The organism is Pseudomonas sp. Xaverov 259 (genome assembly GCF_019352915.1).
In the GTDB taxonomy this organism is placed as follows: domain Bacteria; phylum Pseudomonadota; class Gammaproteobacteria; order Pseudomonadales; family Pseudomonadaceae; genus Aquipseudomonas.
On record NZ_JAAAFV010000057.1, the window covers coordinates 1,092,907 to 1,115,275 of the forward strand.

20 protein-coding genes are annotated in these 22,369 nt (G+C 59.1%); 8 read left to right on the forward strand and 12 right to left on the reverse strand.

The annotated features are described in order from the left end of the window. Genes yidD through rpmH form a run of 3 tightly spaced genes read right to left on the reverse strand, consistent with a single transcriptional unit; the run spans nt 1 to nt 794 of the window. Nucleotides 1-246, reverse strand: a complete 246-nt coding sequence (gene yidD, locus K0H48_RS27810) for a membrane protein insertion efficiency factor YidD (RefSeq protein ID WP_073636650.1) — start codon at nt 244-246, stop codon at nt 1-3. Continuing rightward, nucleotides 239-643, reverse strand: coding sequence for a ribonuclease P protein component (gene rnpA / locus K0H48_RS27815; protein ID WP_026013533.1), 405 nt, complete (start codon nt 641-643; stop codon nt 239-241). Before rnpA ends, yidD begins: the two co-directional genes overlap by 8 nt. A 16-nt stretch (nt 644-659) precedes the next feature. Beyond that, nucleotides 660-794 (reverse strand): 50S ribosomal protein L34, encoded by a 135-nt coding sequence (gene rpmH / locus K0H48_RS27820; RefSeq protein ID WP_003213577.1) that lies wholly within the window; start codon nt 792-794, stop codon nt 660-662. A 586-nt stretch (nt 795-1,380) separates the two neighbouring features. Here rpmH and dnaA point away from each other — a divergent pair. Genes dnaA through gyrB form a run of 4 tightly spaced genes read left to right on the forward strand, consistent with a single transcriptional unit; the run spans nt 1,381 to nt 7,589 of the window. Continuing rightward, complete coding sequence (dnaA, locus tag K0H48_RS27825) at nt 1,381-2,901, forward strand: chromosomal replication initiator protein DnaA (protein WP_138813199.1); 1,521 nt, start codon at nt 1,381-1,383, stop codon at nt 2,899-2,901. 38 nt (nt 2,902-2,939) lie between these two features. Continuing rightward, nucleotides 2,940-4,043, forward strand: coding sequence for a DNA polymerase III subunit beta (dnaN, locus tag K0H48_RS27830; protein WP_219337511.1), 1,104 nt, complete (start codon nt 2,940-2,942; stop codon nt 4,041-4,043). A gap of 20 nt (nt 4,044-4,063) precedes the next feature. Beyond that, entirely contained in the window at nt 4,064-5,167 is a 1,104-nt protein-coding gene (recF, locus tag K0H48_RS27835; RefSeq protein ID WP_219337512.1) for a DNA replication/repair protein RecF, read from the forward strand. Between the two features lie 4 nt (nt 5,168-5,171). Then, complete coding sequence (gyrB, locus tag K0H48_RS27840; protein WP_219337513.1) at nt 5,172-7,589, forward strand: DNA topoisomerase (ATP-hydrolyzing) subunit B; 2,418 nt, start codon at nt 5,172-5,174, stop codon at nt 7,587-7,589. Between the two features lie 104 nt (nt 7,590-7,693). On the opposite strand, the gene K0H48_RS27845 is transcribed toward gyrB, so the two are convergent. Then, nucleotides 7,694-8,416 carry a response regulator transcription factor gene (locus tag K0H48_RS27845; protein ID WP_056860953.1) on the reverse strand — a complete coding sequence of 241 codons (723 nt, stop codon included), beginning with the start codon at nt 8,414-8,416 and terminating at the stop codon, nt 7,694-7,696. Nucleotides 8,417-8,708: 292 nt separating this feature from the next. On the opposite strand from K0H48_RS27845, the gene K0H48_RS27850 reads away from it, so the two are divergent. Beyond that, nucleotides 8,709-9,638, forward strand: coding sequence for a FecR domain-containing protein (locus tag K0H48_RS27850; protein ID WP_257627139.1), 930 nt, complete (start codon nt 8,709-8,711; stop codon nt 9,636-9,638). Nucleotides 9,639-9,641: 3 nt separating this feature from the next. Then, on the forward strand, nt 9,642-11,921 hold the full coding sequence (locus K0H48_RS27855) for a CHASE2 domain-containing protein (RefSeq protein WP_219337514.1): 2,280 nt from the start codon (nt 9,642-9,644) through the stop codon (nt 11,919-11,921). Between the two features lie 180 nt (nt 11,922-12,101). On the opposite strand, the gene K0H48_RS27860 is transcribed toward K0H48_RS27855, so the two are convergent. From K0H48_RS27860 to glyQ, 4 genes are all read right to left on the reverse strand, one after another. Further along, nucleotides 12,102-12,872 (reverse strand): 1-acyl-sn-glycerol-3-phosphate acyltransferase, encoded by a 771-nt coding sequence (locus tag K0H48_RS27860; RefSeq protein WP_219337515.1) that lies wholly within the window; start codon nt 12,870-12,872, stop codon nt 12,102-12,104. 82 nt (nt 12,873-12,954) lie between these two features. Then, nucleotides 12,955-13,491, reverse strand: coding sequence for a D-glycero-beta-D-manno-heptose 1,7-bisphosphate 7-phosphatase (gene gmhB / locus K0H48_RS27865; RefSeq protein WP_219337516.1), 537 nt, complete (start codon nt 13,489-13,491; stop codon nt 12,955-12,957). A gap of 2 nt (nt 13,492-13,493) precedes the next feature. Next, nucleotides 13,494-15,548 carry a glycine--tRNA ligase subunit beta gene (gene glyS / locus K0H48_RS27870; RefSeq protein WP_219337517.1) on the reverse strand — a complete coding sequence of 685 codons (2,055 nt, stop codon included), beginning with the start codon at nt 15,546-15,548 and terminating at the stop codon, nt 13,494-13,496. Further along, nucleotides 15,545-16,498, reverse strand: a complete 954-nt coding sequence (glyQ, locus tag K0H48_RS27875) for a glycine--tRNA ligase subunit alpha (RefSeq protein ID WP_003187265.1) — start codon at nt 16,496-16,498, stop codon at nt 15,545-15,547. Before glyQ ends, glyS begins: the two co-directional genes overlap by 4 nt. A gap of 81 nt (nt 16,499-16,579) precedes the next feature. Here glyQ and K0H48_RS27880 point away from each other — a divergent pair, with 81 nt between their 5' ends. Next, nucleotides 16,580-17,137 carry a DNA-3-methyladenine glycosylase I gene (locus tag K0H48_RS27880; RefSeq protein ID WP_017135140.1) on the forward strand — a complete coding sequence of 186 codons (558 nt, stop codon included), beginning with the start codon at nt 16,580-16,582 and terminating at the stop codon, nt 17,135-17,137. 40 nt (nt 17,138-17,177) lie between these two features. After that, nucleotides 17,178-18,065, forward strand: coding sequence for a lysophospholipid acyltransferase (locus K0H48_RS27885; RefSeq protein WP_219337518.1), 888 nt, complete (start codon nt 17,178-17,180; stop codon nt 18,063-18,065). 229 nt (nt 18,066-18,294) lie between these two features. On the opposite strand, the gene K0H48_RS27890 is transcribed toward K0H48_RS27885, so the two are convergent. From K0H48_RS27890 to fmt, 4 genes are read right to left on the reverse strand one after another with little or no spacing between them, the layout of a single operon-like run. Further along, nucleotides 18,295-18,606 carry a lipopolysaccharide assembly protein LapB gene (locus tag K0H48_RS27890; protein WP_065932011.1) on the reverse strand — a complete coding sequence of 104 codons (312 nt, stop codon included), beginning with the start codon at nt 18,604-18,606 and terminating at the stop codon, nt 18,295-18,297. 39 nt (nt 18,607-18,645) lie between these two features. Next, complete coding sequence (gene trkA / locus K0H48_RS27895) at nt 18,646-20,019, reverse strand: Trk system potassium transporter TrkA (protein ID WP_219337519.1); 1,374 nt, start codon at nt 20,017-20,019, stop codon at nt 18,646-18,648. Nucleotides 20,020-20,040: 21 nt separating this feature from the next. Further along, the gene (rsmB, locus tag K0H48_RS27900) at nt 20,041-21,351 is read right to left on the reverse strand and encodes a 16S rRNA (cytosine(967)-C(5))-methyltransferase RsmB (RefSeq protein WP_219337520.1); all 1,311 of its coding nucleotides are present in this window, start codon (nt 21,349-21,351) and stop codon (nt 20,041-20,043) included. After that, nucleotides 21,348-22,301, reverse strand: a complete 954-nt coding sequence (fmt, locus tag K0H48_RS27905) for a methionyl-tRNA formyltransferase (protein ID WP_219337521.1) — start codon at nt 22,299-22,301, stop codon at nt 21,348-21,350. The genes rsmB and fmt overlap by 4 nt, the downstream gene beginning before the upstream one ends. Nucleotides 22,302-22,369 lie beyond the last annotated feature (68 nt).

Sequence of the window (22,369 nt, forward strand, 5' to 3'; positions counted from 1 at the left end):
TTACTCGGCCATCGAAGAAGAACGGGAGGTAGGGATAGGTGGAACCGGGTCGAAACCACCGGGATTCCACGGATGACAGCGGCCTAAACGACGAAAGGCCAGCCAGCCACCGCGCAGAAGACCATGATTTTCTATGGCCTCTAACGCGTAGCAGGAACAGCTGGGGTAGAAACGACAGTGGTCTGCCATCAGAGGACTAATGGCATAACGGTAAAACTGGATCGGAACGAGCGCCAGTTTACGCATTGGTGCTGTCTACCCCTACAGTTTCGGTGCTGACTGCTGGTGCTGGCTTGTTGGTACGCGCCAAACGTTTCCAGAGCTTGCCGAAATGCTGAATCAATTCGGGGTTTTCTACATCCCCCAAGCCTTTGCGCGCGACGATAACAATATCCCAACCAACCAGAGTGTCCTGGTGGAGGCGAAACGATTCGCGCATCAGACGCTTGAGGCGATTGCGCTCAACGGAGAGCTTTACGCTCTTCTTGCCGATCACCAACCCGAGACGGGGGTGATCCAGATCGTTGTTACGCGCAAGGAGCAGGAGATTTTTCCCCGGAACCTTGCCGGTGGGGGAGTCAAAGACTGCCTTGAAATGCCGGGGGGTTAGCAGACGCTTTTCCCGACTGAAGTCCTGACTCACCACCAGTACCGGATTATCAAACTGCCAGACGCGCACGACCTTTGGCGCGGCGACGCGACAGGACAGCACGGCCGTTCTTGGTAGCCATGCGAGCACGGAAGCCGTGAGTACGGGCGCGTTTGATGGTGCTTGGTTGGAAAGTACGTTTCATGGCGTTGTTACCTGGTTCGTCCACAACGGGCCGGAATGGCCCCCGTTTTAAGAGACCGGCGATTCTAGAGAAAGCAAGCCTCTAGGTCAATTTCCAACCAGCTTTTCCTTCAATTAGATCTTCTATGGGTAATCGGTCCTTTTCTGTACGCCAGGCTTTCACGAGCAATGCCATAGATATAAAAATAAAGAAGGAAGTTATTTAAAGCTTTTCTGTAAAGCTTATAAAAGCTAGGCAGGCGATCATCTGTGGATAACTGCCTTGAGGCCATATTCCACCTGCTGTACAGAGAATGACAAGTACGGGGGAAAACGGTGCTCTGCCTGTGCTGCGCTGTCGGATAAGCTGTGGGTGGAATGGGTTGTTATCCACAGGCCAGTTACCCACAGACTTTTGACCCCACTTGTACAACGGGCTTAGGTGCGCTTATCCACAGAGCTTATGCACAGACCATTGGTCGGCTTTTTTGTACTTAACACATTGATTTTGGCTGCCCTGTGAGCAACCTACATGTGGATAAGTGGGCGACTGGCCGCTACAATGGCGGCTGTTTTTGCCTCACCGGCTTTCAACTTAGGGGATATCCGTGTCAGTGGAACTTTGGCAGCAGTGCGTGGAGCTTTTGCGCGAAGAGCTGCCTGCCCAGCAATTCAACACCTGGATCCGTCCGCTACAGGTCGAAGCCGAAGGCGACGAGTTGCGTGTCTACGCGCCGAATCGTTTTGTTCTCGACTGGGTCAACGAAAAATACCTGAGCCGCGTTCTCGAATTGCTCGATGAACACGGCAACGGCATTGCGCCCGTGCTTTCCTTATTAATAGGCAGCAAACGCAGTTCTGCACCTCGCGCTGCGCCGAATGCGCCGTTGGCTGCTGCTGCGTCGCAAGCCCAAGCGGCACCGGCACCTGTTAATAACTCGTCGGCGCCCGTTGCCCAGGCACCGTCGAAATCCTCATCGCAGAAAAACGCGCCTATAAATGAAGAGCCGTCGCGTGACAGCTTCGACCCGATGGCCGGCGCCAGCTCCCAACAAGCACCGGTTCGCGCCGAACAGCGCACCGTGCAGGTGGAAGGTGCGCTCAAGCACACCAGTTATCTGAACCGTACGTTTACCTTTGAGAACTTCGTCGAAGGTAAATCCAACCAGTTGGCCCGCGCGGCCGCCTGGCAGGTAGCCGATAACCCCAAGCATGGTTACAACCCACTCTTCCTTTATGGTGGGGTTGGCTTGGGTAAAACCCACTTGATGCACGCTGTGGGTAACCATCTATTAAAGAAGAACCCGAATGCCAAGGTTGTGTACCTGCATTCGGAGCGCTTCGTCGCTGACATGGTCAAGGCCTTGCAGCTCAACGCAATCAATGAATTCAAGCGCTTCTACCGTTCGGTGGACGCTTTGCTGATCGATGACATTCAATTCTTCGCTCGCAAGGAACGTTCCCAGGAAGAGTTTTTCCACACCTTTAACGCCCTGCTTGAAGGCGGCCAACAGGTCATCTTGACCAGTGACCGTTACCCGAAGGAAATCGAAGGCCTGGAAGAACGCTTGAAGTCACGCTTTGGCTGGGGGCTGACCGTTGCGGTAGAACCGCCGGAGCTGGAAACCCGCGTGGCGATCCTGATGAAAAAGGCCGACCAGGCGAAAGTCGACCTGCCCCACGATGCGGCCTTCTTTATCGCCCAACGCATTCGCTCCAACGTGCGTGAGCTGGAAGGCGCGCTCAAGCGGGTCATTGCACACTCGCACTTCATGGGCCGCGACATCACCATCGAGTTGATTCGCGAATCCCTGAAAGACTTGTTGGCCCTGCAAGACAAGCTGGTGAGTGTGGATAACATCCAGCGCACCGTGGCTGAGTACTACAAGATCAAGATTTCCGACCTGCTGTCCAAGCGCCGTTCGCGCTCGGTGGCACGTCCACGCCAGGTGGCGATGGCGCTCTCTAAAGAGCTGACCAACCATAGCCTGCCGGAAATCGGTGATGTGTTTGGCGGTCGCGACCACACCACGGTCTTGCACGCGTGCCGCAAGATCAATGAACTTAAGGAATCCGACGCGGATATTCGCGAGGACTACAAGAACCTGCTGCGTACACTGACTACCTGATGGCACCAGCGCAGCTTATTAAGGCAAGGGACTAGACCATGCATTTCACCATTCAACGCGAAGCCCTGTTGAAACCCCTGCAACTGGTCGCAGGCGTCGTCGAGCGCCGACAGACCTTGCCGGTGCTTTCCAACGTATTGCTGGTGGTCGAAGGCCAGCAATTGTCTTTGACCGGTACCGACCTGGAAGTCGAACTGGTGGGTCGTGTGCAGCTGGAAGAACCGGCTGAGCCCGGCGAAATCACCGTGCCAGCACGTAAGCTGATGGACATCTGCAAGAGCCTGCCCAACGACGCGCTGATCGACATCAGGGTTGATGAGCAGAAGTTGGTGGTCAAGGCCGGTCGCAGCCGTTTCACGCTGTCGACCTTGCCGGCCAATGACTTCCCTACCGTCGAAGAAGGCCCAGGCTCGCTGACCTGCAGCCTGGACCAAAGCAAACTGCGCCGTTTGATCGAGCGCACCAGCTTCGCCATGGCCCAGCAGGACGTGCGTTACTACCTCAACGGTATGTTGCTGGAGGTCGCTGAAGGCGTTATCCGTGCAGTGGCCACCGACGGTCACCGCCTGGCCATGTGTTCGATGCGTGCAGATATCGGCCAGCCGGACCGTCACCAAGTCATCGTGCCGCGTAAAGGTATCCTTGAACTGGCGCGTCTGCTCACCGAGCCGGATGGCAATGTCAGCATCGTCCTGGGTCAGCACCACATTCGCGCCACCACCGGCGAGTTCACCTTCACGTCCAAGCTGGTCGACGGCAAATTCCCGGATTACGAGCGTGTGCTGCCAAAAGGTGGCGACAAGCTGGTGATCGGCGATCGTCAGGCGCTGCGTGAAGCGTTCAGCCGTACTGCGATTCTGTCTAACGAAAAGTACCGTGGTATTCGTCTGCAACTGGCCAACGGTCAGCTGAAAATCCAGGCCAATAACCCGGAGCAGGAAGAAGCGGAAGAAGAAGTCGGCGTTGACTACAACGGCGGCTCGCTGGAAATCGGCTTTAACGTGAGCTACCTGCTGGATGTACTGGGCGTGATGACCACCGAACAGGTTCGCCTGATTCTGTCGGACTCCAACAGCAGTGCCCTGGTGCAAGAATCCGACAACGACGACTCGGCTTACGTTGTTATGCCGATGCGCCTGTAATCATGCTCAGCAGAAGCTAGATGTCCCTCAGTCGCGTCTCTGTCACCGCGGTGCGCAATCTGCACCCGGTGACCTTCTCCCCCTCTCCCCGCATCAATATCCTTTACGGCGCTAACGGTAGCGGCAAAACCAGCGTGCTGGAAGCCGTCCATCTGCTAGGGCTCGCCCGTTCCTTCCGTAGTGCTCGCTTGTTACCGGTGATTCAATATGAACAGCCAGCTTGCACAGTGTTTGGTCAAGTTGAACTGGCAGAAGGTGGGCATAGCGCACTGGGGATATCCCGCGATCGCGGCGGTGAGTTCCAGATTCGCATCGACGGGCAAAATGCCCGCAGCGCCGCGCAATTGGCAGAAATCCTGCCGTTGCAGCTGATCAACCCAGACAGCTTCCGCCTGCTGGAAGGTGCGCCGAAAATCCGCAGGCAGTTCCTCGATTGGGGAGTGTTCCACGTGGAACCGCGCTTCATGGCCACTTGGCAGCGCCTGCAGAAGGCCCTGCGGCAGCGGAACTCATGGCTGCGGCATGGTACACTTGACGCCGCTTCGCAAGCAGCCTGGGACCGGGAACTGTGCCTGGCCAGCGACGAAATAGATGAATACCGCCGTACCTATATCAAAGCCTTGAAACCAGTCTTTGAGCAGACCTTGAGTGAGTTGTTGGAACTCGAGGGGCTGACGCTGAGCTACTACCGTGGTTGGGATAAAGAACGTGAGCTGAGCGCAGTGCTCGCCACGTCCTTGCAGCGGGATCAGCAAATTGGCCATACCCAGGCAGGCCCACAACGTGCTGATTTGCGTCTTAGATTAGGCGCACACAATGCCGCGGATATCTTGTCCCGTGGTCAGCAAAAGTTGGTGGTGTGTGCACTGCGTATTGCTCAAGGGCATTTGGTTAGCCAAGCCCGGCGCGGTCAGTGTATTTATCTGGTGGATGACTTGCCGTCCGAACTCGACGAGCAACACCGCCGCGCGTTGTGCCGCTTGTTGGAAGACTTACGCTGCCAGGTGTTTATCACCTGTGTAGACCACGAATTATTGAGGGAAGGCTGGCAGACGGAAACGCCAGTCGCTTTGTTCCACGTGGAACAGGGCCGTATCACCCAGACCCACGACCATCGGGAGTGAAGGCATGAGCGAAGAAAACACGTACGACTCGACCAGCATTAAAGTGCTGAAAGGTTTGGATGCCGTACGCAAACGTCCCGGTATGTACATCGGCGACACCGATGATGGTAGCGGTCTGCACCACATGGTGTTCGAGGTGGTCGACAACTCCATCGACGAAGCTTTGGCCGGTCACTGCGACGACATCAGCATTATCATCCACCCGGATGAATCCATCACCGTGCGCGACAACGGTCGCGGCATTCCGGTTGATGTGCACAAAGAAGAAGGCGTATCGGCGGCAGAGGTCATCATGACCGTGCTTCACGCCGGCGGTAAGTTCGACGACAACTCCTATAAAGTCTCCGGCGGTTTGCACGGTGTAGGTGTGTCGGTGGTGAACGCCCTGTCCGAAGAGCTGATCCTGACTGTTCGCCGTAGCGGCAAGATCTGGGAACAGACCTACGTCCATGGTGTTCCACAAGAGCCGATGAAAATCGTTGGCGAAAGTGAAACTACCGGTACGCAGATTCACTTCAAACCTTCTGACGAAACCTTCAAGAATATCCACTTCAGCTGGGACATCCTGGCCAAGCGTATTCGTGAACTGTCGTTCCTTAACTCCGGTGTCGGTATCGTCCTCAAGGACGAGCGCAGCGGTAAGGAAGAACTGTTCAAGTACGAAGGCGGCCTGCGTGCGTTCGTTGAATACCTGAACACCAACAAGACTGCGGTCAACCAGGTGTTCCACTTCAACATCCAACGTGAAGACGGCATCGGCGTTGAAATCGCCCTGCAGTGGAACGACAGCTTCAACGAGAACCTGTTGTGTTTCACCAACAATATTCCACAGCGCGACGGCGGTACTCACTTGGTGGGTTTCCGTTCCGCACTGACGCGTAACCTGAACACCTATATCGAAGCGGAAGGCTTGGCCAAGAAGCACAAAGTGGCCACTACCGGTGACGATGCGCGTGAAGGGCTTACTGCGATTATCTCGGTGAAAGTGCCGGATCCAAAGTTCAGCTCCCAGACCAAAGACAAGCTGGTGTCTTCCGAAGTGAAGACCGCAGTGGAACAGGAGATGGGCAAGTACTTCTCCGACTTCCTGCTGGAAAACCCGAACGAAGCCAAACTGGTCGTCGGCAAGATGATCGACGCGGCACGTGCCCGTGAAGCGGCGCGTAAGGCCCGTGAGATGACCCGCCGTAAAGGCGCGTTGGATATCGCTGGCCTGCCGGGCAAACTGGCTGACTGCCAGGAGAAGGACCCTGCCCTCTCCGAACTGTACCTGGTGGAAGGTGACTCTGCTGGCGGTTCCGCCAAGCAGGGTCGTAACCGTCGCACCCAGGCCATCCTGCCGTTGAAGGGTAAGATCCTCAACGTCGAGAAGGCTCGCTTCGACAAGATGATTTCTTCTCAGGAAGTCGGCACCTTGATCACGGCGCTGGGCTGCGGTATCGGCCGCGACGAGTACAACATCGACAAGCTGCGTTACCACAACATCATCATCATGACCGATGCTGACGTCGACGGTTCGCACATTCGTACCCTGCTGCTGACCTTCTTCTTCCGTCAGTTGCCGGAGCTGATCGAGCGTGGCTACATCTACATCGCTCAGCCGCCGTTGTACAAAGTGAAAAAGGGCAAGCAAGAGCAATACATCAAAGACGACGACGCCATGGAAGAGTACATGACGCAGTCGGCCCTGGAAGACGCCAGCCTGCACTTGAACGACGAGGCCCCGGGCATTTCCGGTGAGGCGCTGGAGCGGTTGGTTAACGACTTCCGCATGGTGATGAAGACCCTCAAGCGTCTGTCGCGCCTGTACCCTCAGGAGCTGACCGAGCACTTCATCTACCTGCCTTCCGTGAGCCTCGAGCAGTTGGGCGATCACGCCCACATGCAGAATTGGTTGGCTCAGTACGAAGTGCGCCTGCGCACCGTCGAGAAGTCTGGCCTGGTGTACAAAGCCAGCCTGCGTGAAGACCGTGAACGTAACGTGTGGCTGCCAGAGGTCGAACTGATCTCCCACGGCCTGTCGAACTACGTCACCTTCAACCGCGACTTCTTTGGCAGCAACGACTACAAAACCGTGGTCACCCTCGGCGCGCAATTGAGCACCCTGTTGGACGACGGTGCTTACATCCAGCGTGGCGAGCGTAAGAAAGCGGTCAAGGAGTTCAAGGAAGCCCTGGACTGGTTGATGGCCGAAAGCACCAAGCGCCACACTATCCAGCGATACAAAGGTCTGGGCGAGATGAACCCGGATCAACTGTGGGAAACCACTATGGATCCTGCTCAGCGTCGCATGCTGCGCGTGACCATCGAAGACGCCATTGGCGCAGACCAGATCTTCAACACCCTGATGGGTGATGCGGTCGAGCCTCGTCGTGACTTCATCGAGAGCAATGCCTTGGCGGTGTCTAACCTGGATTTCTGATCAGGCTACCCGCTAAAACAAAAAGGCCAACGTTTAGCGTTGGCCTTTTTTATTGCGTGAAACTAAAGGGTTTTACAATTGCTCCACGTGGAACATCAGCGTTTTTAACCCTGGGCCGCCGCCGCCACACTCTCCAACCGGTAGCCGTACCCATAGATGGTCAGCAGCTGCCAACCTCTGTCGGCGGTCAACCCCAGCTTGTTACGCAGCCGATAAATATGTGTATCCAGTGGCCGTGAGGAGACCATTTCTTCATGGCTCCAAAACCGCTCATACAGATACTCCCGAGACAGTGGCCGTGCCAGGTTGGCGAACAAGCAACTGGCCAGGCGGTATTCACGCTCAGTGAGATTGATCGGCTTACCCGCGCGTGTCACCGTCAGCTCGGCATCATCAAAGGTAAGGTCGTTGAAACTCTGTACCTCATTAGTCGCTGGCTTTTGCAGCCCATGGCGGCGTAGCACTGCGTTAACCCGAGCCTTGAGTTCATTTGGCCGAAACGGCTTGCTGACGTAATCGTCCGCCCCGCTGTTGAGTGCGGTGACGATATCGCTCTCGGCATCTCGGCTGGTCAACATGATCACGGCGGGTGGTGAGTCCATGTGCTCGCGCGTCCAGCGCAGTAATGCGATACCCGTGATGTCGGGCAGTTGCCAGTCGAGTATCAACAGGTCAAAGGTTTCGCGGCGCAGTTGGCGCAGCAGGTCTTCTCCGCGCTCGAAGAAATGCAGGGACCAGGGTTGCTCTGCGGTGCTGGGGATCTGTCGCAGCGTCTGTTCAACCCGACGCAATTCAGCGGGTTCGTCGTCCAGTATTGCGACACGCATGGGTGGGTCCTTTCTACAAAAAATACGACAGCCGACGGCTTGTTCAATCGCGTATGTAATGCGTAGATGCCTGTAGTTGAATCTGAACAATTGTGGCCAGACTCAATGCTCACAGGATCTATCGGTACGCTGATATCAAAGGGCCGTAAACCCGTTTAAAGTCTTCGTACCTGCTAGTCGAAAGATACCGGCTCCCACCCCTGAGGAAAAGGATCAGCCGACACATGCGCTGCCGTAAACCTCTGCGTGCCGAGGTCAGATGCCGTCTGAAATTACCCGGGTGATGAGCACCATGACCTGTTCTGCCTATCGATTATGGTGTGCCCTACCCGCGTTGCTGCCTTTGGTCATCGATACTGCGCAGGCGGCCACGCCCTATCGCCCCGCTCATATTGACGAGCCGTACCAGTGCCGCGCACAACCGCTGCCGGCCGTTGTGCAGCATTTGACGGGTGAAGCCTGGAAGCTCGATGCCAAAGGCAGGGCACAGCCCCTGCTGGAAGGGATGAGCATTGATGAGCAAGAAGGCGTGAAGACGTCGGAATCGGCTTTTGTCAGCCTGCGCCTGGGTGATGGTTCCAGCGTGGTGCTGCCCTCCAGTTCACAGGTGCGCCTGCACCTTGTGGAGAAACAGGCGATTCCCCAGGTCATTCTGGAACAGGGCCAGGTTGAGACCTATGTGATCAAGCGGTCCAGTGACTACGACCGTTTTCAGATCATGACGCCCGTCGGCGTTCTGGGCGTGCGCGGCACGCACTTTCGCGTGCGCAATGACGGCGAGCAATCTGTGCTCGAAGTGCTTAATGGCCAGGTAGCGGTTAACCGCGCAGCAGGCAGCGCCGCAGCCGAAGTGAAGGTGGACGCACGCCAAGGTCTGCTGATCAGACAACAAGGTGAACTCAAGACCATGGAGCTTTTGCCCGCGCCTGTATTGGTTGGCCAGGACGGCCAGAAAGGCCAGTCGCCGGTCTGGAGCCTGTACCTGCGGCCATTGCCCGGTGCACTGCGCTACCGTGCCCAAGTGGCGACCGACTCAGCCTTTATGAACATCAAGCAGGAAAACTTTTCCAGTGAGCCGAAAATGCGCTTCACTGGGCTCAAAGCATCGTTTTACCACGTGCGTTTGTCCGCCTATGACGCGCAGGGCCTGGAGGGAGAAACCGGGGTTTATGACATCTTCTATTACCCACCCGCCACCCAGGCACAGGCCAGCGGTGGTTAACCCATGATGCTTTGGCGCAAGGCCGAGAAACGCCAGCCCACCCATGCCCAGCGCCTGTTCCACGGCCTGGTGCGCGAGTGGTTGTGGATAGGTTTGCTGTTATTGCCAATGACCGCTTACCTCTCGTTGAGCCCGGGCCTGGCGCTTAACAACCCGCTATATGACAGCCTCAGGCGCCTGGCGCCCCTGCCGGTAGACCCGCGCATTGTGCTGGTGACCATCGACGACCCTAGCCTGAAAGAGCTGGGCCGCTGGCCCTGGCCGCGCAGTTTGCACGCCGACCTGATTAACCGCCTGAGTGCCGCGCAACCGGCGGCCATCCTCTTCGATGTGATCTTCAGTGAGCCCGGTGTGCTCGCCAACGACCAACGCCTCGCGGCCGCTGTATGCGGCGCCGGCAACGTGGTACTGCCACTGTTGCGTGAGGAGGCGGCCAGCTACAGCGCGCCCGACGCGCAAGTTCTGCCGCTGCTCAAATGCGCTAAAGGCCTGGGGCATATCAATGTCGAAGCGGACAGTGACGGCGTGGTGCGCAGCCTTTTTTTGCGTGAGGGCCCACCCGGTGACACTACGCCGCAGTTGGCGTGGATGGCCTACGCATTGAGCGGCCAGGCGTCTGAGATGCCAGGAGAGCCCCTGCCGCAAATCAACCCGTCGTGGCATCGCGAGCACGCCATTCGGATCCCGTTCATCGCTGCCGACACCCGTTTTCCTACAGTCTCCTATGCCAGCGTCCTGCGCGGTGAGGTCGATCCAGAACGGCTGCGGGGCCGGCTTGTTCTGGTAGGCGCCACAGCGTCCGGCATGGGCGATCGTTTCGTCACCCCGCTCTCCTCGACTGTCGGCACCACGGCGGGTGTTGAGATCCAGGCCAACGTGCTCAACGGCCTGCTGCAAGGGCGCAGCATTGTGGATCTGCCCGGCGCAGTGTCGGCACTGATGGCGACTATCTGGGTAGCATTGTTACTAGGCCTGTTGTTGTATCGCCCCCGCTACGCACTCTGGATGACCCTGGGCTGTATGGCCACCGCATTGCTTGGCGCGTGGGTGTTGCTGCGCCTGGGCCACTGGTGGTCGCCGGCTGCGTGCCTGATTGGTTTGCTGCTCAGCTACCTGATATGGAATTGGCGGCGCCTCAGCGTGATCCTGGCCTACTTCGGCTGGGAACTGGCGCGCCTGGATAATGAGCCCAAAGTGCTACCCGAGCGTCGGCGAGCTCCCGCGAGCAAGGGCGATGTGCTGCAAGCGCGGATCTTTGCCCTGGAACAAGCGGTAAGCCGTACACGTGACACGCGGCGGTTTATGGCTGATGGCCTCGAGTGCCTGCCGGTGGCCACGCTGATTACCGACCCCAGAGGCAACATCCTGCTGGCCAATAGAATTTCGCGTGAAGTGTTCAGTAACGAGCTGGTCAACCAAAACCTGCTCGAACAACTCGCCGATCTGGGTTATCCGCCGCTGCACAATGGCGTACGCCCTGCTCTCTCAGCGTTGGAACTCGTTGAGTTTCGCGACATCCATCAGCGCAGCCTGCGCATTGAGCTAGCGCCCTTGCTACCGGCCGAAGGTGACGTTGCCCTTGGCTGGCTGCTGAGCCTCACAGACCTGAGCAAAGAGCGCGAAGCGCAGCAGCACCGTGAAACCATGCTGCGCTTCCTGTCCCATGACCTGCGTGCGCCGCACTCGGCGATCCTGGCGTTGCTGGACGTGCATAACGGTGAGTCGCCGGTGTTTGCTCAGATCGAGCAACAGGTCAGGCGCGCGCTGAGCCTGACTGAATCCTTCGTGCAACTGGCCAAAGCCGAAGCCGACGGCTATCAGTTTCAGCCCACGCTGTTTGCCATGCTGGTCATGGATGCTTTCGATCAAGTGGCGGTCATTGCCCAACTCAAAGGCATTCAACTGGTCCATGACCTGGACGAGGCCGATGAAGGCATGGTCTGCGCCGACCAGTCGCTGCTGACCCGCGCGTTATTCAACGTGCTGGAGAATGCGATCAAGTATTCCCCTTCCGGCACCACCGTCACCTTGAGCCATAGCAGCGCGCAAGGGTGGCTGGAATGCCGTATCAGCGATCAAGGACCTGGCATTGCGCCAGAGGATTTACCGGAGTTGTTCAGCCAGTACCGACGCTTTGACTCGGCTCAGGGCAGTGAGGGCCTGGGGTTGGGATTGACCATGGTCAAGGCTGTGGTGGAGCGCCATGGCGGTCGCATTCTGTGTGAAAGCCAGGTGGGTAAAGGCTCGACTTTCAGCGTGCAACTGCCGCTGCTCGACGAATGAAAAACGTACTTTTTTACTGTGCATAAAAAACCGGTCACAAGGACCGGTTTTTTTATGCTGAAAAACTTATGCACGTTTTTCGCGGTTTTATGAGCTTGAGAAATATGTAAGTAAATCAGCTTGTTATGAAGCAAAAACGTCAATTCGCCAACAAACCGTACACAGGTTATCCACAGATCGCTAAATCGCCGGTGTCTCGATTACAACGGGCTCAGGCGGCAGCGAACCCATGGCCCGTTGCTGAGCTTCATTCCACGCCTGTGCGCGGTCATTGAGTGCGGCAATGGCGCGTGGCCCTTCACCTTCTGCGTACATCGGCTCGCCAATGATCACGGTGATCGTGCCTTCGCGTTTGGCCCAACCGGTCTTCGGCCAGAACTTGCCGGCGTTATGCGCAATCGGCAGCACGGGTAGATGGGCGTTGACCGCCAATGCAGTACCGCCGCGTGAGAACTTGCCCACGGTGCCATACGGCACACGCGTACCTTCCGGGAAGATCAGCACCCAAACGCCATCCTTGAGCAGCTCGTCACCCTTTTTGGCCACGTGCTTGAGCGCCGCCTTGGGGTTGTCACGGTCAATGGCGATCGGCCGCAGCATGGCCATTGCCCAGCCGAAGAACGGCACGTACAGCAGCTCACGCTTAAGCACCTGGCTCAGCGGCGAGAAGTACGCCGACAGGAAGAACGTTTCCCACGTGCTCTGGTGATTCGACAGAATCACGCAGGGCTGGTCCGGGACGTTTTCAGCGCCCTTGACCTCGAAACGGATGCCCAGGAATACCTTGGTCAGCCACAACGCACAGCGGCACCAATAGACGTTGATAAAGCGATAGCGCGCCTTGAACGGCAGGAACGGCGCGATAAAAAAGCTCAGGGTGCACCACAGAAACGAACTGGTGCCCAGCAGCAGGTAAAAGAAGAAGGTTCTGATGGCCTGCAAAATCGACATGGCAGCATTTACCGTTGCGGGACATGGCCCGCCTGCTAAAAGCACACTCCCGAGCAATCCTTGTTCAGGAAGTCGAGGGCGGCTAGTTGTTAATAAGTTCTGCGGCAACCGCCGCCAGATCGTCAAAAATCAGAGTGCCTACCGGCAGGTTTTTCGCCTGGGTCTTTTCGCCTTTCCCGGTCTTAACCAAAACTGGCTGAGAGTCGACGGCTTTGGCCGCCTCCAGGTCACCGAGGCTGTCCCCGACGAACCATAGCCCAGCAAGAGGCACCTTGTAATGTTCTGCAATGGTTTTCAACATGCCAGGCTTGGGTTTGCGGCACTCGCAGCCCTCATCCGGCCCGTGGGGGCAGTACACCACCAGCCCCACCTCACCGCCCTGCTCGGCCACCAGCGTGCGCAAACGCGCGTGCATGGCGTCCAGGGTGGCGATGTCGTAGTAACCGCGGGCGATGCCGGACTGGTTGGTGGCGATGGCCACCGTCCAGCCGGCTTTGCTCAACTGCGCGATGGCCTCGATCGAGCCGGGCAGCGGAATCCATTCCGCCACCGACTTGATGTAAGCGTCGGAGTCGTAATTGATTACCCCGTCCCGATCGAGAATCAGCAGTTTCAACATGGTCAGCCCAGTACGGAAATGTCAGCGATGTTGATGAACAAGCCGCGCAGGCGCGCCAACATGGCGTAGCGATTTTTCCGCACGCCGGCATCGTCGGCATTGATCATCACCGCTTCAAAGAACGCATCCACCGGCTCACGCAAGGTGGCCAGGCGCGCCAAGGCTTCGGCGTAGTTGCGTTCGGCGAGCAGCGGCTTCACGGCGTTTTCCGCTTTGGCGATGGCCGAGTTCAACGAGAACTCCTTGGCATCGGCAAACAGGCCAGGGTCGACTTCGGCATTGCCGAGGTTGTCGGCCTTGCTCAGCAGGTTCGACACACGCTTGTTCACGGCGGCCAGGGCGTCGGCTTCCGGCAGCTTGCGGAAGGCTTGTACGGCCTGTACGCGCTGATCGAAGTCCAGCGCCGAACCCGGTTGCAGGGCACGTACCGACAGGTAGACGGAAACGTCCACGCCTTCGTCTTCATAACGCGCACGCAGGCGGTCGAACACAAATTCCAGCACTTGCTCGGCCAGGCCGGCTTGCTTGACCTTGGTGCCGAACTGGCCGACTGCAAACACCACGGCCTGGGTCAGGTCGAGGTCGAGCTTTTTGTCGATCAGGATACGCAGCACGCCCAGGGCCGCACGGCGCAGGGCATACGGGTCTTTGCTGCCGGTAGGCAACATGCCGATACCGAAGATACCGACGAGGGTGTCCAGCTTGTCAGCGATGGCCACGGCCGCACCGGTCAAGGTGCTTGGCAGCTCAGCGCCAGCGCCGCGCGGCATGTACTGCTCGTTCAGTGCCAGGGCCACATCGTCCGGCTCGCCGTCGTTGAGGGCGTAGTAGTAACCGGCAACGCCTTGCATCTCCGGGAACTCGCCGACCATTTCGGTGGCCAGGTCGCACTTGGACAGCAAGCCAGCGCGGGCTGCCCAGGCAGCGTCACCGCCAATGCGCGGGGCAATGTAGGCGGCCAGCTTGGAAACGCGCACGGCCTTGTCGTAGACGCTGCCGAGTTTTTCCTGGAACACCACGTTTTGCAGGCGCAGGTTGAAGTCTTCGAGCTTCTGCTTCTTGTCTTGCTTGAAGAAGAATTCGGCGTCAGTCAGACGCGGGCGCACGACTTTCTCGTTACCAGCGATGATCTGCTGCGGGTCTTTGCTTTCGATGTTGGCCACGGTGATAAAACGCGGCAGCAACTTACCGTCCACATCCAGCAGGCAGAAATACTTCTGGTTGTCCTGCATGGTGGTGATCAGTGCTTCTTGCGGCACGTCGAGGAAACGCTCCTCGAACGAGCACACCAGCGGCACCGGCCATTCAACCAGCGCGGTCACTTCGTCGAGCAGGCTTGGCGGCACGATGGCGGTGCCTTCCTGCAGGCGGGCTAGCTCTTCGGTGCGCTTGCTGATCAGCTCGCGACGCTCATTGGCATCGGCCAACACATAAGCGGCGCGCAGGTCGGCGGCATAGTTGGCGGGCGAGGTGATGCGCACGGCCTCTGGGTGATGAAAGCGGTGACCACGGGAATCACGGCCAGCCGTCTGGGCGAGGATCGTGCAGTCGATGACTTGGTCACCGAGCAACATCACAAGCCATTGGGTTGGGCGTACAAATTCTTCCTTGCGCGCACCCCAGCGCATGCGTTTGGGGATCGGCAGGTCGTTCAGCGAGTCTTCAACGATGGTCGGCAACAGGCTCGCCGTTGGCTTACCGGTGATGACTTGGCTGAAGCGCAGTTTCGGGCCGCTCTGGTCGATCTCGCTCAGCTCGACGCCGCACTTCTTGGCGAAACCAAGGGCGGCTTGAGTCGGATTGCCTTCAGCGTCGAAAGCCGCCTGACGCGGCGGGCCGTCGAGGTTGATGCTGCGGTCCGGCTGCTGGGTTTCCAGCGCGGTCAGCAACACCGCCAGGCGACGTGGCGCGGCGTAGACTTTTTTCGCAGCGAATTTCAAACCGGCGCTGTGCAGGCCTTTTTCGATACCGGCCAGGAACGCATCGGCCAGGGTATTGAGTGCCTTGGGTGGCAGCTCTTCGGTGCCCAGTTCAACCAGGAAATCTTGAGCACTCATTGTGCAGCCTCCAGCTTAGCCAACACTTCATCACGCAGGTCCGGGGTTGCCATCGGGAAGCCCAGCTTGGCGCGAGCCAACAGGTAGGCTTGGGCGACGGAACGCGCCAGGGTGCGTACACGCAGGATGTATTGCTGGCGCGCGGTCACCGAAATAGCACGGCGGGCGTCCAGCAGGTTGAAGGTATGGGACGCCTTCAACACCATTTCATAGCTCGGCAACGGCAGCGGCTGGTCGAGTTCGATCAGGCGCTTGGCTTCGCTTTCATAGAAGTCGAACAGTTCGAACAGCTTGTCGACGTTGGCGTGTTCGAAGTTGTAAGTGGACTGCTCCACTTCGTTCTGGTGGAACACGTCGCCGTAGGTGACTTTGCCGAACGGGCCGTCAGCCCACACCAGGTCGTAGACCGAATCCACGCCCTGCAGGTACATGGCCAGGCGCTCGAGGCCGTAGGTGATTTCGCCGGTTACCGGGTAGCACTCGATGCCACCGGCTTGCTGAAAGTAGGTGAACTGCGTCACTTCCATGCCGTTGAGCCAGACTTCCCAGCCCAGGCCCCAGGCGCCCAGGGTTGGCGACTCCCAGTTGTCTTCGACAAAACGGATGTCGTGCACCAGTGGGTCCAGGCCGACATGCTTCAGCGAGCCCAGGTACAGCTCCTGGAAGTTGTCCGGGTTGGGCTTCAGTACCACCTGGAACTGGTAGTAGTGCTGCAGACGGTTCGGGTTTTCGCCGTAGCGGCCGTCAGTCGGGCGACGACTGGGCTGCACATAAGCGGCGTTCCAGGTTTCCGGGCCGATGGCCCGCAGGAATGTTGCGGTGTGGAAAGTGCCGGCGCCTACTTCCATATCGTAGGGCTGAAGTACCACACAACCTTGCTCGGCCCAGTATTGCTGGAGGGCGAGGATCAAGTCTTGGAAGGTACGCACGGCTGGCGTAGGCTGGCTCACGAAATTCACCTGTTACTTGGGCTGCGATTTAAAGAGCGGGAGTATACCCGATTCGGCCCTGCCACCACTCCCTGGAGCCTTATGCCACGCTGCTTTTGGTGTTCTGAAGATCCGCTGTACATGGCTTATCACGATCAGGAGTGGGGAACGCCGCTGCGCGATGCGCAGGGCTTGTTCGAGTTGCTTTTGCTCGAAGGGTTCCAGGCGGGCCTGTCCTGGATCACCGTTTTACGCAAACGCGAGCATTATCGAAAGGTCTTGTTCGGCTTTGATGCGCAGCGTTTGGCCAGGCTGACCGATGCTGAAATCGAAGCGCTGATGCTCGACCCGGGCATCGTGCGCAATCGCCTCAAGCTCAACGCCACTCGTCGCAACGCCGCTGCCTGGCTGGCGCTGGAGGATCCGGTGGGCTTGCTCTGGTCGTTTGTCGGCGGTGTGCCCAAGGTCAACCACTTTACCGATCGCAGCCAAGTCCCGGCGATTACGCCCGAGGCCGAAGCCATGAGCAAAGCGTTGAAAAAGGCCGGTTTCACCTTCGTCGGCCCGACCATCTGCTATGCGTTCATGCAGGCTTCGGGCATGGTCATGGACCACACTCAGGACTGCGACCGTTACGCGGACTTGGCCAACGCCGGTTAGAATGCCCGCTTTGCGCACCACACACGATCAGGAGTGACCTGTGGAAAAGTTTAAAGGCGCCTTGCTGGTAGGCGCTCTCCGGTTGTTTGCCCTGCTGCCCTGGCGCGCCGTACAAGCCGTCGGCACGGCGATTGGCTGGCTCATGTGGAAAACCCCCAACCGCTCCCGCGACACGGTGCGGATCAACCTCTCCAAATGCTTCCCGGACATGGACCCGGCCGCCCGCGAGCGTCTGGTAGGCCAAAGCCTGATGGACATCGGCAAGTCGCTGACCGAAAGCGCTTGCGCCTGGATCTGGCCGGCGCAGCGCTCCATCGACCTGGTGCGCGAAGTCGAAGGCCTGGAAGTGCTGCATGAGGCATTGGCCTCTGGCAAAGGCGTGGTCGGCATCACCAGCCACCTGGGCAACTGGGAGGTGTTGAACCACTTCTATTGCAACCAGTGCAAGCCGATCATTTTCTACCGCCCACCCAAGCTCAAGGCGGTGGATGAGTTGCTGCAAAAGCAGCGCGTGCAACTGGGTAACCGCGTGGCGGCTTCCACCAAGGAAGGCATCCTCAGCGTGATCAAGGAAGTGCGCAAAGGTGGCCAGGTGGGCATTCCCGCTGACCCGGAGCCGGCGGAATCTGCGGGCATCTTCGTGCCGTTTTTCGCCACCCAGGCGCTGACCAGCAAGTTTGTGCCGAACATGCTGGCAGGCCATAAAGCCGTCGGCGTGTTCCTGCACGCCCTGCGGCTGCCGGACGGTTCGGGTTACAAAGTGATTCTGGAAGCGGCGCCGGAAGACATGTACAGCACCGACACCGCCACCTCCTGCGCGGCGATGAGCAAGGTGGTGGAGCGTTATGTCGGCGCCTACCCGAGCCAGTACATGTGGAGCATGAAGCGCTTCAAGAAGCGCCCGCCGGGTGAGGCGCGGTGGTACTGACCACGTGATCGTTCCCACGCTCCGCGTGGGAACGCCGCCTGTGACGCTCCGCGTCACGGTTTTAAGGGCAGGCGCAGAGCGCCCAGGGCTGCATTCCCACGCAGAGCGTGGGAACGATCATAAAACAAATGTGGGAGCGGGCTTGCTCGCGAAGGCGGTGTATCAGACACACATTAGGTGACTGACACGGCGCCTTCGCGAGCAAGCCCGCTCCCACATTGGGTTCCGCTTAAGCCAGGCGATCGAGTTTCTTCAGAAACACCGTCATCTCTTTTTCGGCCTGTTTGTCGCCATGTGCCAGGGCTGCTTCTATGCCCTTTTCCCAAGCTAAACGTGCTGCAGCGTTATCACCCTGCCCCTGCTGAGCCTTGCCCAACAGCTTCCATGCCGCCGAATACTTCGGATCGAACTCGACGCATTTCTGCAAATGCTCGGCTGCTTTAGCATTGTCCTTCAAGTCCAGATAACCCTTGCCCAAGCCAAAGCGCAGCAATGAATTATCCACACCCTTGGCGAGCATTTTTTCCAGGGATTCGAGCATTTATTGTCACCTTGAGTGAAAGAAGGCTGTTGTGGCTGCCTAGAAGAAACTCAGCCCCACGTGGAACAGTTTCTCCACATCGCGAATATGTTTCTTATCCACAAGGAACAAAATTACATGGTCGCCCGTGGCGATCACCGTGTCGTCGTGGGCGATGATCACCTCTTCATCACGAATGATTGCACCAATGGTGGTACCCGGCGGCAGGCCGATATCGCGGATCGCCTTGCCGATCACCTTGCTCGACTTCGAATCACCATGGGCAATCGCCTCGATGGCTTCCGCCGCGCCTCGGCGCAGGGAGTGCACGCTGACGATATCGCCACGGCGCACGTGGGCCAGCAAGGTGCCGATGGTGGCCAGTTGCGGGCTGATGGCGATGTCAATATCACCGCCCTGGATCAGGTCGACATAGGCCGGGTTGTTGATGATGGTCATCACCTTTTTCGCCCCCAGCCGTTTGGCCAGCAACGAGGACATGATGTTGGCCTCGTCGTCGTTGGTCAGGGCCAGGAAGATATCGGCGTCGGCGATGTTTTCTTCCATCAGCAGGTCGCGGTCCGAGGCACTGCCTTGCAGGACCACGGTGCTGTCGAGGGTGTCGGACAAATGCCGGCAGCGTGCCGGGTTCATCTCGATGATCTTCACCTGGTAGCGGCTTTCGATGGCCTCGGCCAAGCGCTCTCCAATCTGCCCGCCGCCAGCGATGACGATGCGTTTGTAGCTCTCATCGAGTCGACGCATTTCGCTCATCACGGCGCGAATATTCGCTTTGGCAGCGATGAAAAATACTTCGTCGTCCGCTTCGATCACCGTATCGCCCTGGGGCAGAATCGGCCGATCGCGACGGAAAATCGCCGCCACACGGGTTTCCACATTCGGCATGTGTTCGCGCAGCTGGCGCAGTTGCTGGCCCACCAGCGGCCCGCCGTAATAAGCCTTCACCGCCACCAGTTGCGCCTTGCCTTCGGCGAAGTCGATCACCTGCAAGGCACCGGGAATTTCGATCAGACGCTTGATGTAGTGGGTCACCACCTGTTCCGGGCTGATCAGCACGTCCACCGGAATCGCATCGTTGTTGAATAGACCGGCGCGGGTCAGGTAGGCGGCTTCGCGCACGCGGGCAATCTTGGTGGGCGTGTGGAACAGGGTGTGGGCGACCTGGCAGGCGACCATATTGGTCTCGTCACTGTTGGTCACCGCCACCAGCATATCGGCATCGTCGGCACCGGCCTGGCGCAGCACCGTCGGGAATGACGCACGGCCTTGTACGGTGCGGATGTCCAGGCGGTCGCCGAGGTTGCGCAGGCGTTCGCTGTCGGTGTCGACCACGGTAATGTCGTTGGCTTCGCTGGCCAAATGCTCGGCCAGCGTGCCGCCGACTTGCCCTGCACCAAGGATGATGATCTTCATCCGGTCACTCCCTTAAACCCATTAGCTGCGCGCGGCAGCAATCTTGATCAGTTTGGCGTAGTAGAAGCCATCGTGTCCGCCTTCTTGCGCGAGCAACTGGCGGCCATGGGGCTGCTTGATACCGGCCGCTGTGGCGAGGTCCAGTTCCCGCGCGCCACTGGTGCGGGCGAGGAAGGCTTGGATCACCTCGGTGTTCTCGGTGGGCAAGGTCGAGCAGGTGGCGTAAAGCAGGATGCCGCCGACCTCCAGCGTTGGCCACATTGCATCGAGCAGCTCGCCTTGCAGCACGGCCAGGGCGGCGATGTCGTCGGGTTGGCGGGTGAGCTTGATATCCGGGTGACGGCGGATCACACCCGTGGCGGAACATGGCGCGTCCAGCAGGATGCGCTGGAACGGTTTGCCGTCCCACCAGGTGGCGGTATCGCGGCCGTCGGCGGCGATCAGCTCGGCGCTCAGGCCCAGGCGTGCAAGGTTTTCACGCACACGCACCAGGCGCTTGGCCTCCAGGTCGACGGCGACTACACCGGCCAGGTCTTTTTCGACTTCCAGAATGTGACACGTCTTACCGCCTGGCGCGCAGCAGGCGTCTAGCACGCGTTGGCCGGGGGCCAGGTCGAGCAGGTCGGCGGCCAGTTGTGCGGCCTCGTCCTGCACGCTGATCCAGCCTTCGGCAAAGCCCGGCAAGCTGCGCACGTCGGTGGCCGCTTCCAGCACAATACCGTCGACGCTGTACACGCACGGCGTGGCGATGATGTCGGCCTCGGTGAGCAATTGCAGGTAGGCGTCACGGTTGTGATGGCGACGGTTGACCCGCAAAATCATCGGCGGGTGCGCATTGTTGGCGGCGCAAATGGCTTCCCATTGCTCGGGCCAGAAGGCTTTCAGGGATTTTTGCAGCCAGCGCGGGTGCGCCGTGCGCACCACTGGGTCATGTTCCAGCTCGGCCAGCAGCGCTTCGCTCTCGCGCTGGGCGCGACGCAGCACGGCGTTGAGCAAGGCCTTGGCCCAAGGCTTCTTCAGCTTGTCGGCGCAACCAACGGTTTCACCGATGGCGGCATGCGCGGGCACGCGGGTGTAGAGCAGTTGATAAAGGCCCACCAGCAGCAGCGCCTCTACATCGGCATCGGCGGCCTTGAACGGCTTTTGCAGCAGCTTGGCCGCCAGTGCCGACAAGCGCGGCTGCCAGCGGGCGGTGCCAAAGGCCAGGTCCTGGGTGAAACCGCGATCACGGTCTTCAACCTTGTCCATTTGCGTAGGCAGCGAACTGTTCAGCGATGCCTTGCCGTTGAGTACGGCAGCGAGAGCCTTGGCGGCGGCCAGACGCGGGTTCATTGAGCAACCGCCCCGAGAACCGTGCCCAAGGCGAATTTCTCACGACGGCTGTTGAACAGGTCGCCGAAGTTCAGTGCTTTGCCGCCAGGCAATTGCAGGCGGGTCAGGCACAGCGCCTGTTCACCGCAGGCGACCACCAGGCCGTCCTTGCTGGCGCCGATGATTTCACCCGCAGCACCTTTGCCCTCCGCCAAGGTGGCGGCCAGCACTTTCAAGGCTTCGCCATTGAGGGTGCTGTGGCAGATCGGCCACGGGTTGAAGGCGCGCACCAGGCGCTCCAGCTCTACGGCCGGGCGGCTCCAGTCGATTCGGGCTTCGTCTTTGTTCAATTTGTGCGCGTAGGTGGCGAGGCTGTCGTCCTGCACTTCGCCTTCCAGCGTGCCGGCCGCCAGGCCAGCAATGGCCTGGATCACGGCGGGTGGGCCAAGCTCGGCCAAGCGGTCGTGCAGGCTGCCGCCGGTGTCTTCAGCCGTGATCGGGGTGGCAACCTTGAGCAGCATCGGGCCGGTATCCAGACCCGCCTCCATGCGCATCACGGTCACACCGCTTTCAAGGTCACCGGCTTCCACCGCGCGCTGGATCGGCGCCGCACCGCGCCAGCGTGGCAGCAACGAAGCGTGGCTGTTGATGCAGCCCAGGCGCGGGATATCCAGCACGGCTTGAGGCAGGATCAAACCGTAAGCCACCACCACCAACAAATCCGGCTTCAACGCAGCCAGTTCCGCTTGCGCATCGGCGTTGCGCAGGGTGGGCGGTTGCAGCACAGGGATGTTGTGTTCAAGCGCCAACTGCTTGACCGGGCTCGGCATCAGTTTTTGCCCGCGACCGGCCGGGCGATCCGGCTGGGTGTACACCGCCACGATGTCATAAGGGCTGGCAAGCAGCGCCTTGAGGTGTTCGGCAGCAAATTCGGGAGTGCCGGCAAAAACAATGCGCAGTGGCTCGGTCATGGGAGGTCTCGGTTAAAAACAGTCACAAAAGAAAAAGGCTTGCCGCAGCAAGCCTTTGGAAGAAGGGC

Bases quoted from the DNA above. Each gene is read 5' to 3' on its own strand.
- rpmH (WP_003213577.1), bottom strand. From the start codon at position 794: ATGAAACGTACTTTCCAACCAAGCACCATCAAACGCGCCCGTACTCAC.
- dnaN (WP_219337511.1), top strand. From the start codon at position 2,940: ATGCATTTCACCATTCAACGCGAAGCCCTGTTGAAACCCCTGCAACTG.
- glyS (WP_219337517.1), bottom strand. From the start codon at position 15,548: ATGAGTGCTCAAGATTTCCTGGTTGAACTGGGCACCGAAGAGCTGCCA.
- K0H48_RS27845 (WP_056860953.1), bottom strand. From the start codon at position 8,416: ATGCGTGTCGCAATACTGGACGACGAACCCGCTGAATTGCGTCGGGTT.
- K0H48_RS27850 (WP_257627139.1), top strand. From the start codon at position 8,709: ATGACCTGTTCTGCCTATCGATTATGGTGTGCCCTACCCGCGTTGCTG.
- recF (WP_219337512.1), top strand. From the start codon at position 4,064: ATGTCCCTCAGTCGCGTCTCTGTCACCGCGGTGCGCAATCTGCACCCG.
- rsmB (WP_219337520.1), bottom strand. From the start codon at position 21,351: ATGAACCCGCGTCTGGCCGCCGCCAAGGCTCTCGCTGCCGTACTCAAC.
- trkA (WP_219337519.1), bottom strand. From the start codon at position 20,019: ATGAAGATCATCATCCTTGGTGCAGGGCAAGTCGGCGGCACGCTGGCC.
- K0H48_RS27890 (WP_065932011.1), bottom strand. From the start codon at position 18,606: ATGCTCGAATCCCTGGAAAAAATGCTCGCCAAGGGTGTGGATAATTCA.
- K0H48_RS27855 (WP_219337514.1), top strand. From the start codon at position 9,642: ATGATGCTTTGGCGCAAGGCCGAGAAACGCCAGCCCACCCATGCCCAG.
- K0H48_RS27880 (WP_017135140.1), top strand. From the start codon at position 16,580: ATGCCACGCTGCTTTTGGTGTTCTGAAGATCCGCTGTACATGGCTTAT.
- K0H48_RS27860 (WP_219337515.1), bottom strand. From the start codon at position 12,872: ATGTCGATTTTGCAGGCCATCAGAACCTTCTTCTTTTACCTGCTGCTG.
- gmhB (WP_219337516.1), bottom strand. From the start codon at position 13,491: ATGTTGAAACTGCTGATTCTCGATCGGGACGGGGTAATCAATTACGAC.
- gyrB (WP_219337513.1), top strand. From the start codon at position 5,172: ATGAGCGAAGAAAACACGTACGACTCGACCAGCATTAAAGTGCTGAAA.
- yidD (WP_073636650.1), bottom strand. From the start codon at position 246: ATGCGTAAACTGGCGCTCGTTCCGATCCAGTTTTACCGTTATGCCATT.
- fmt (WP_219337521.1), bottom strand. From the start codon at position 22,301: ATGACCGAGCCACTGCGCATTGTTTTTGCCGGCACTCCCGAATTTGCT.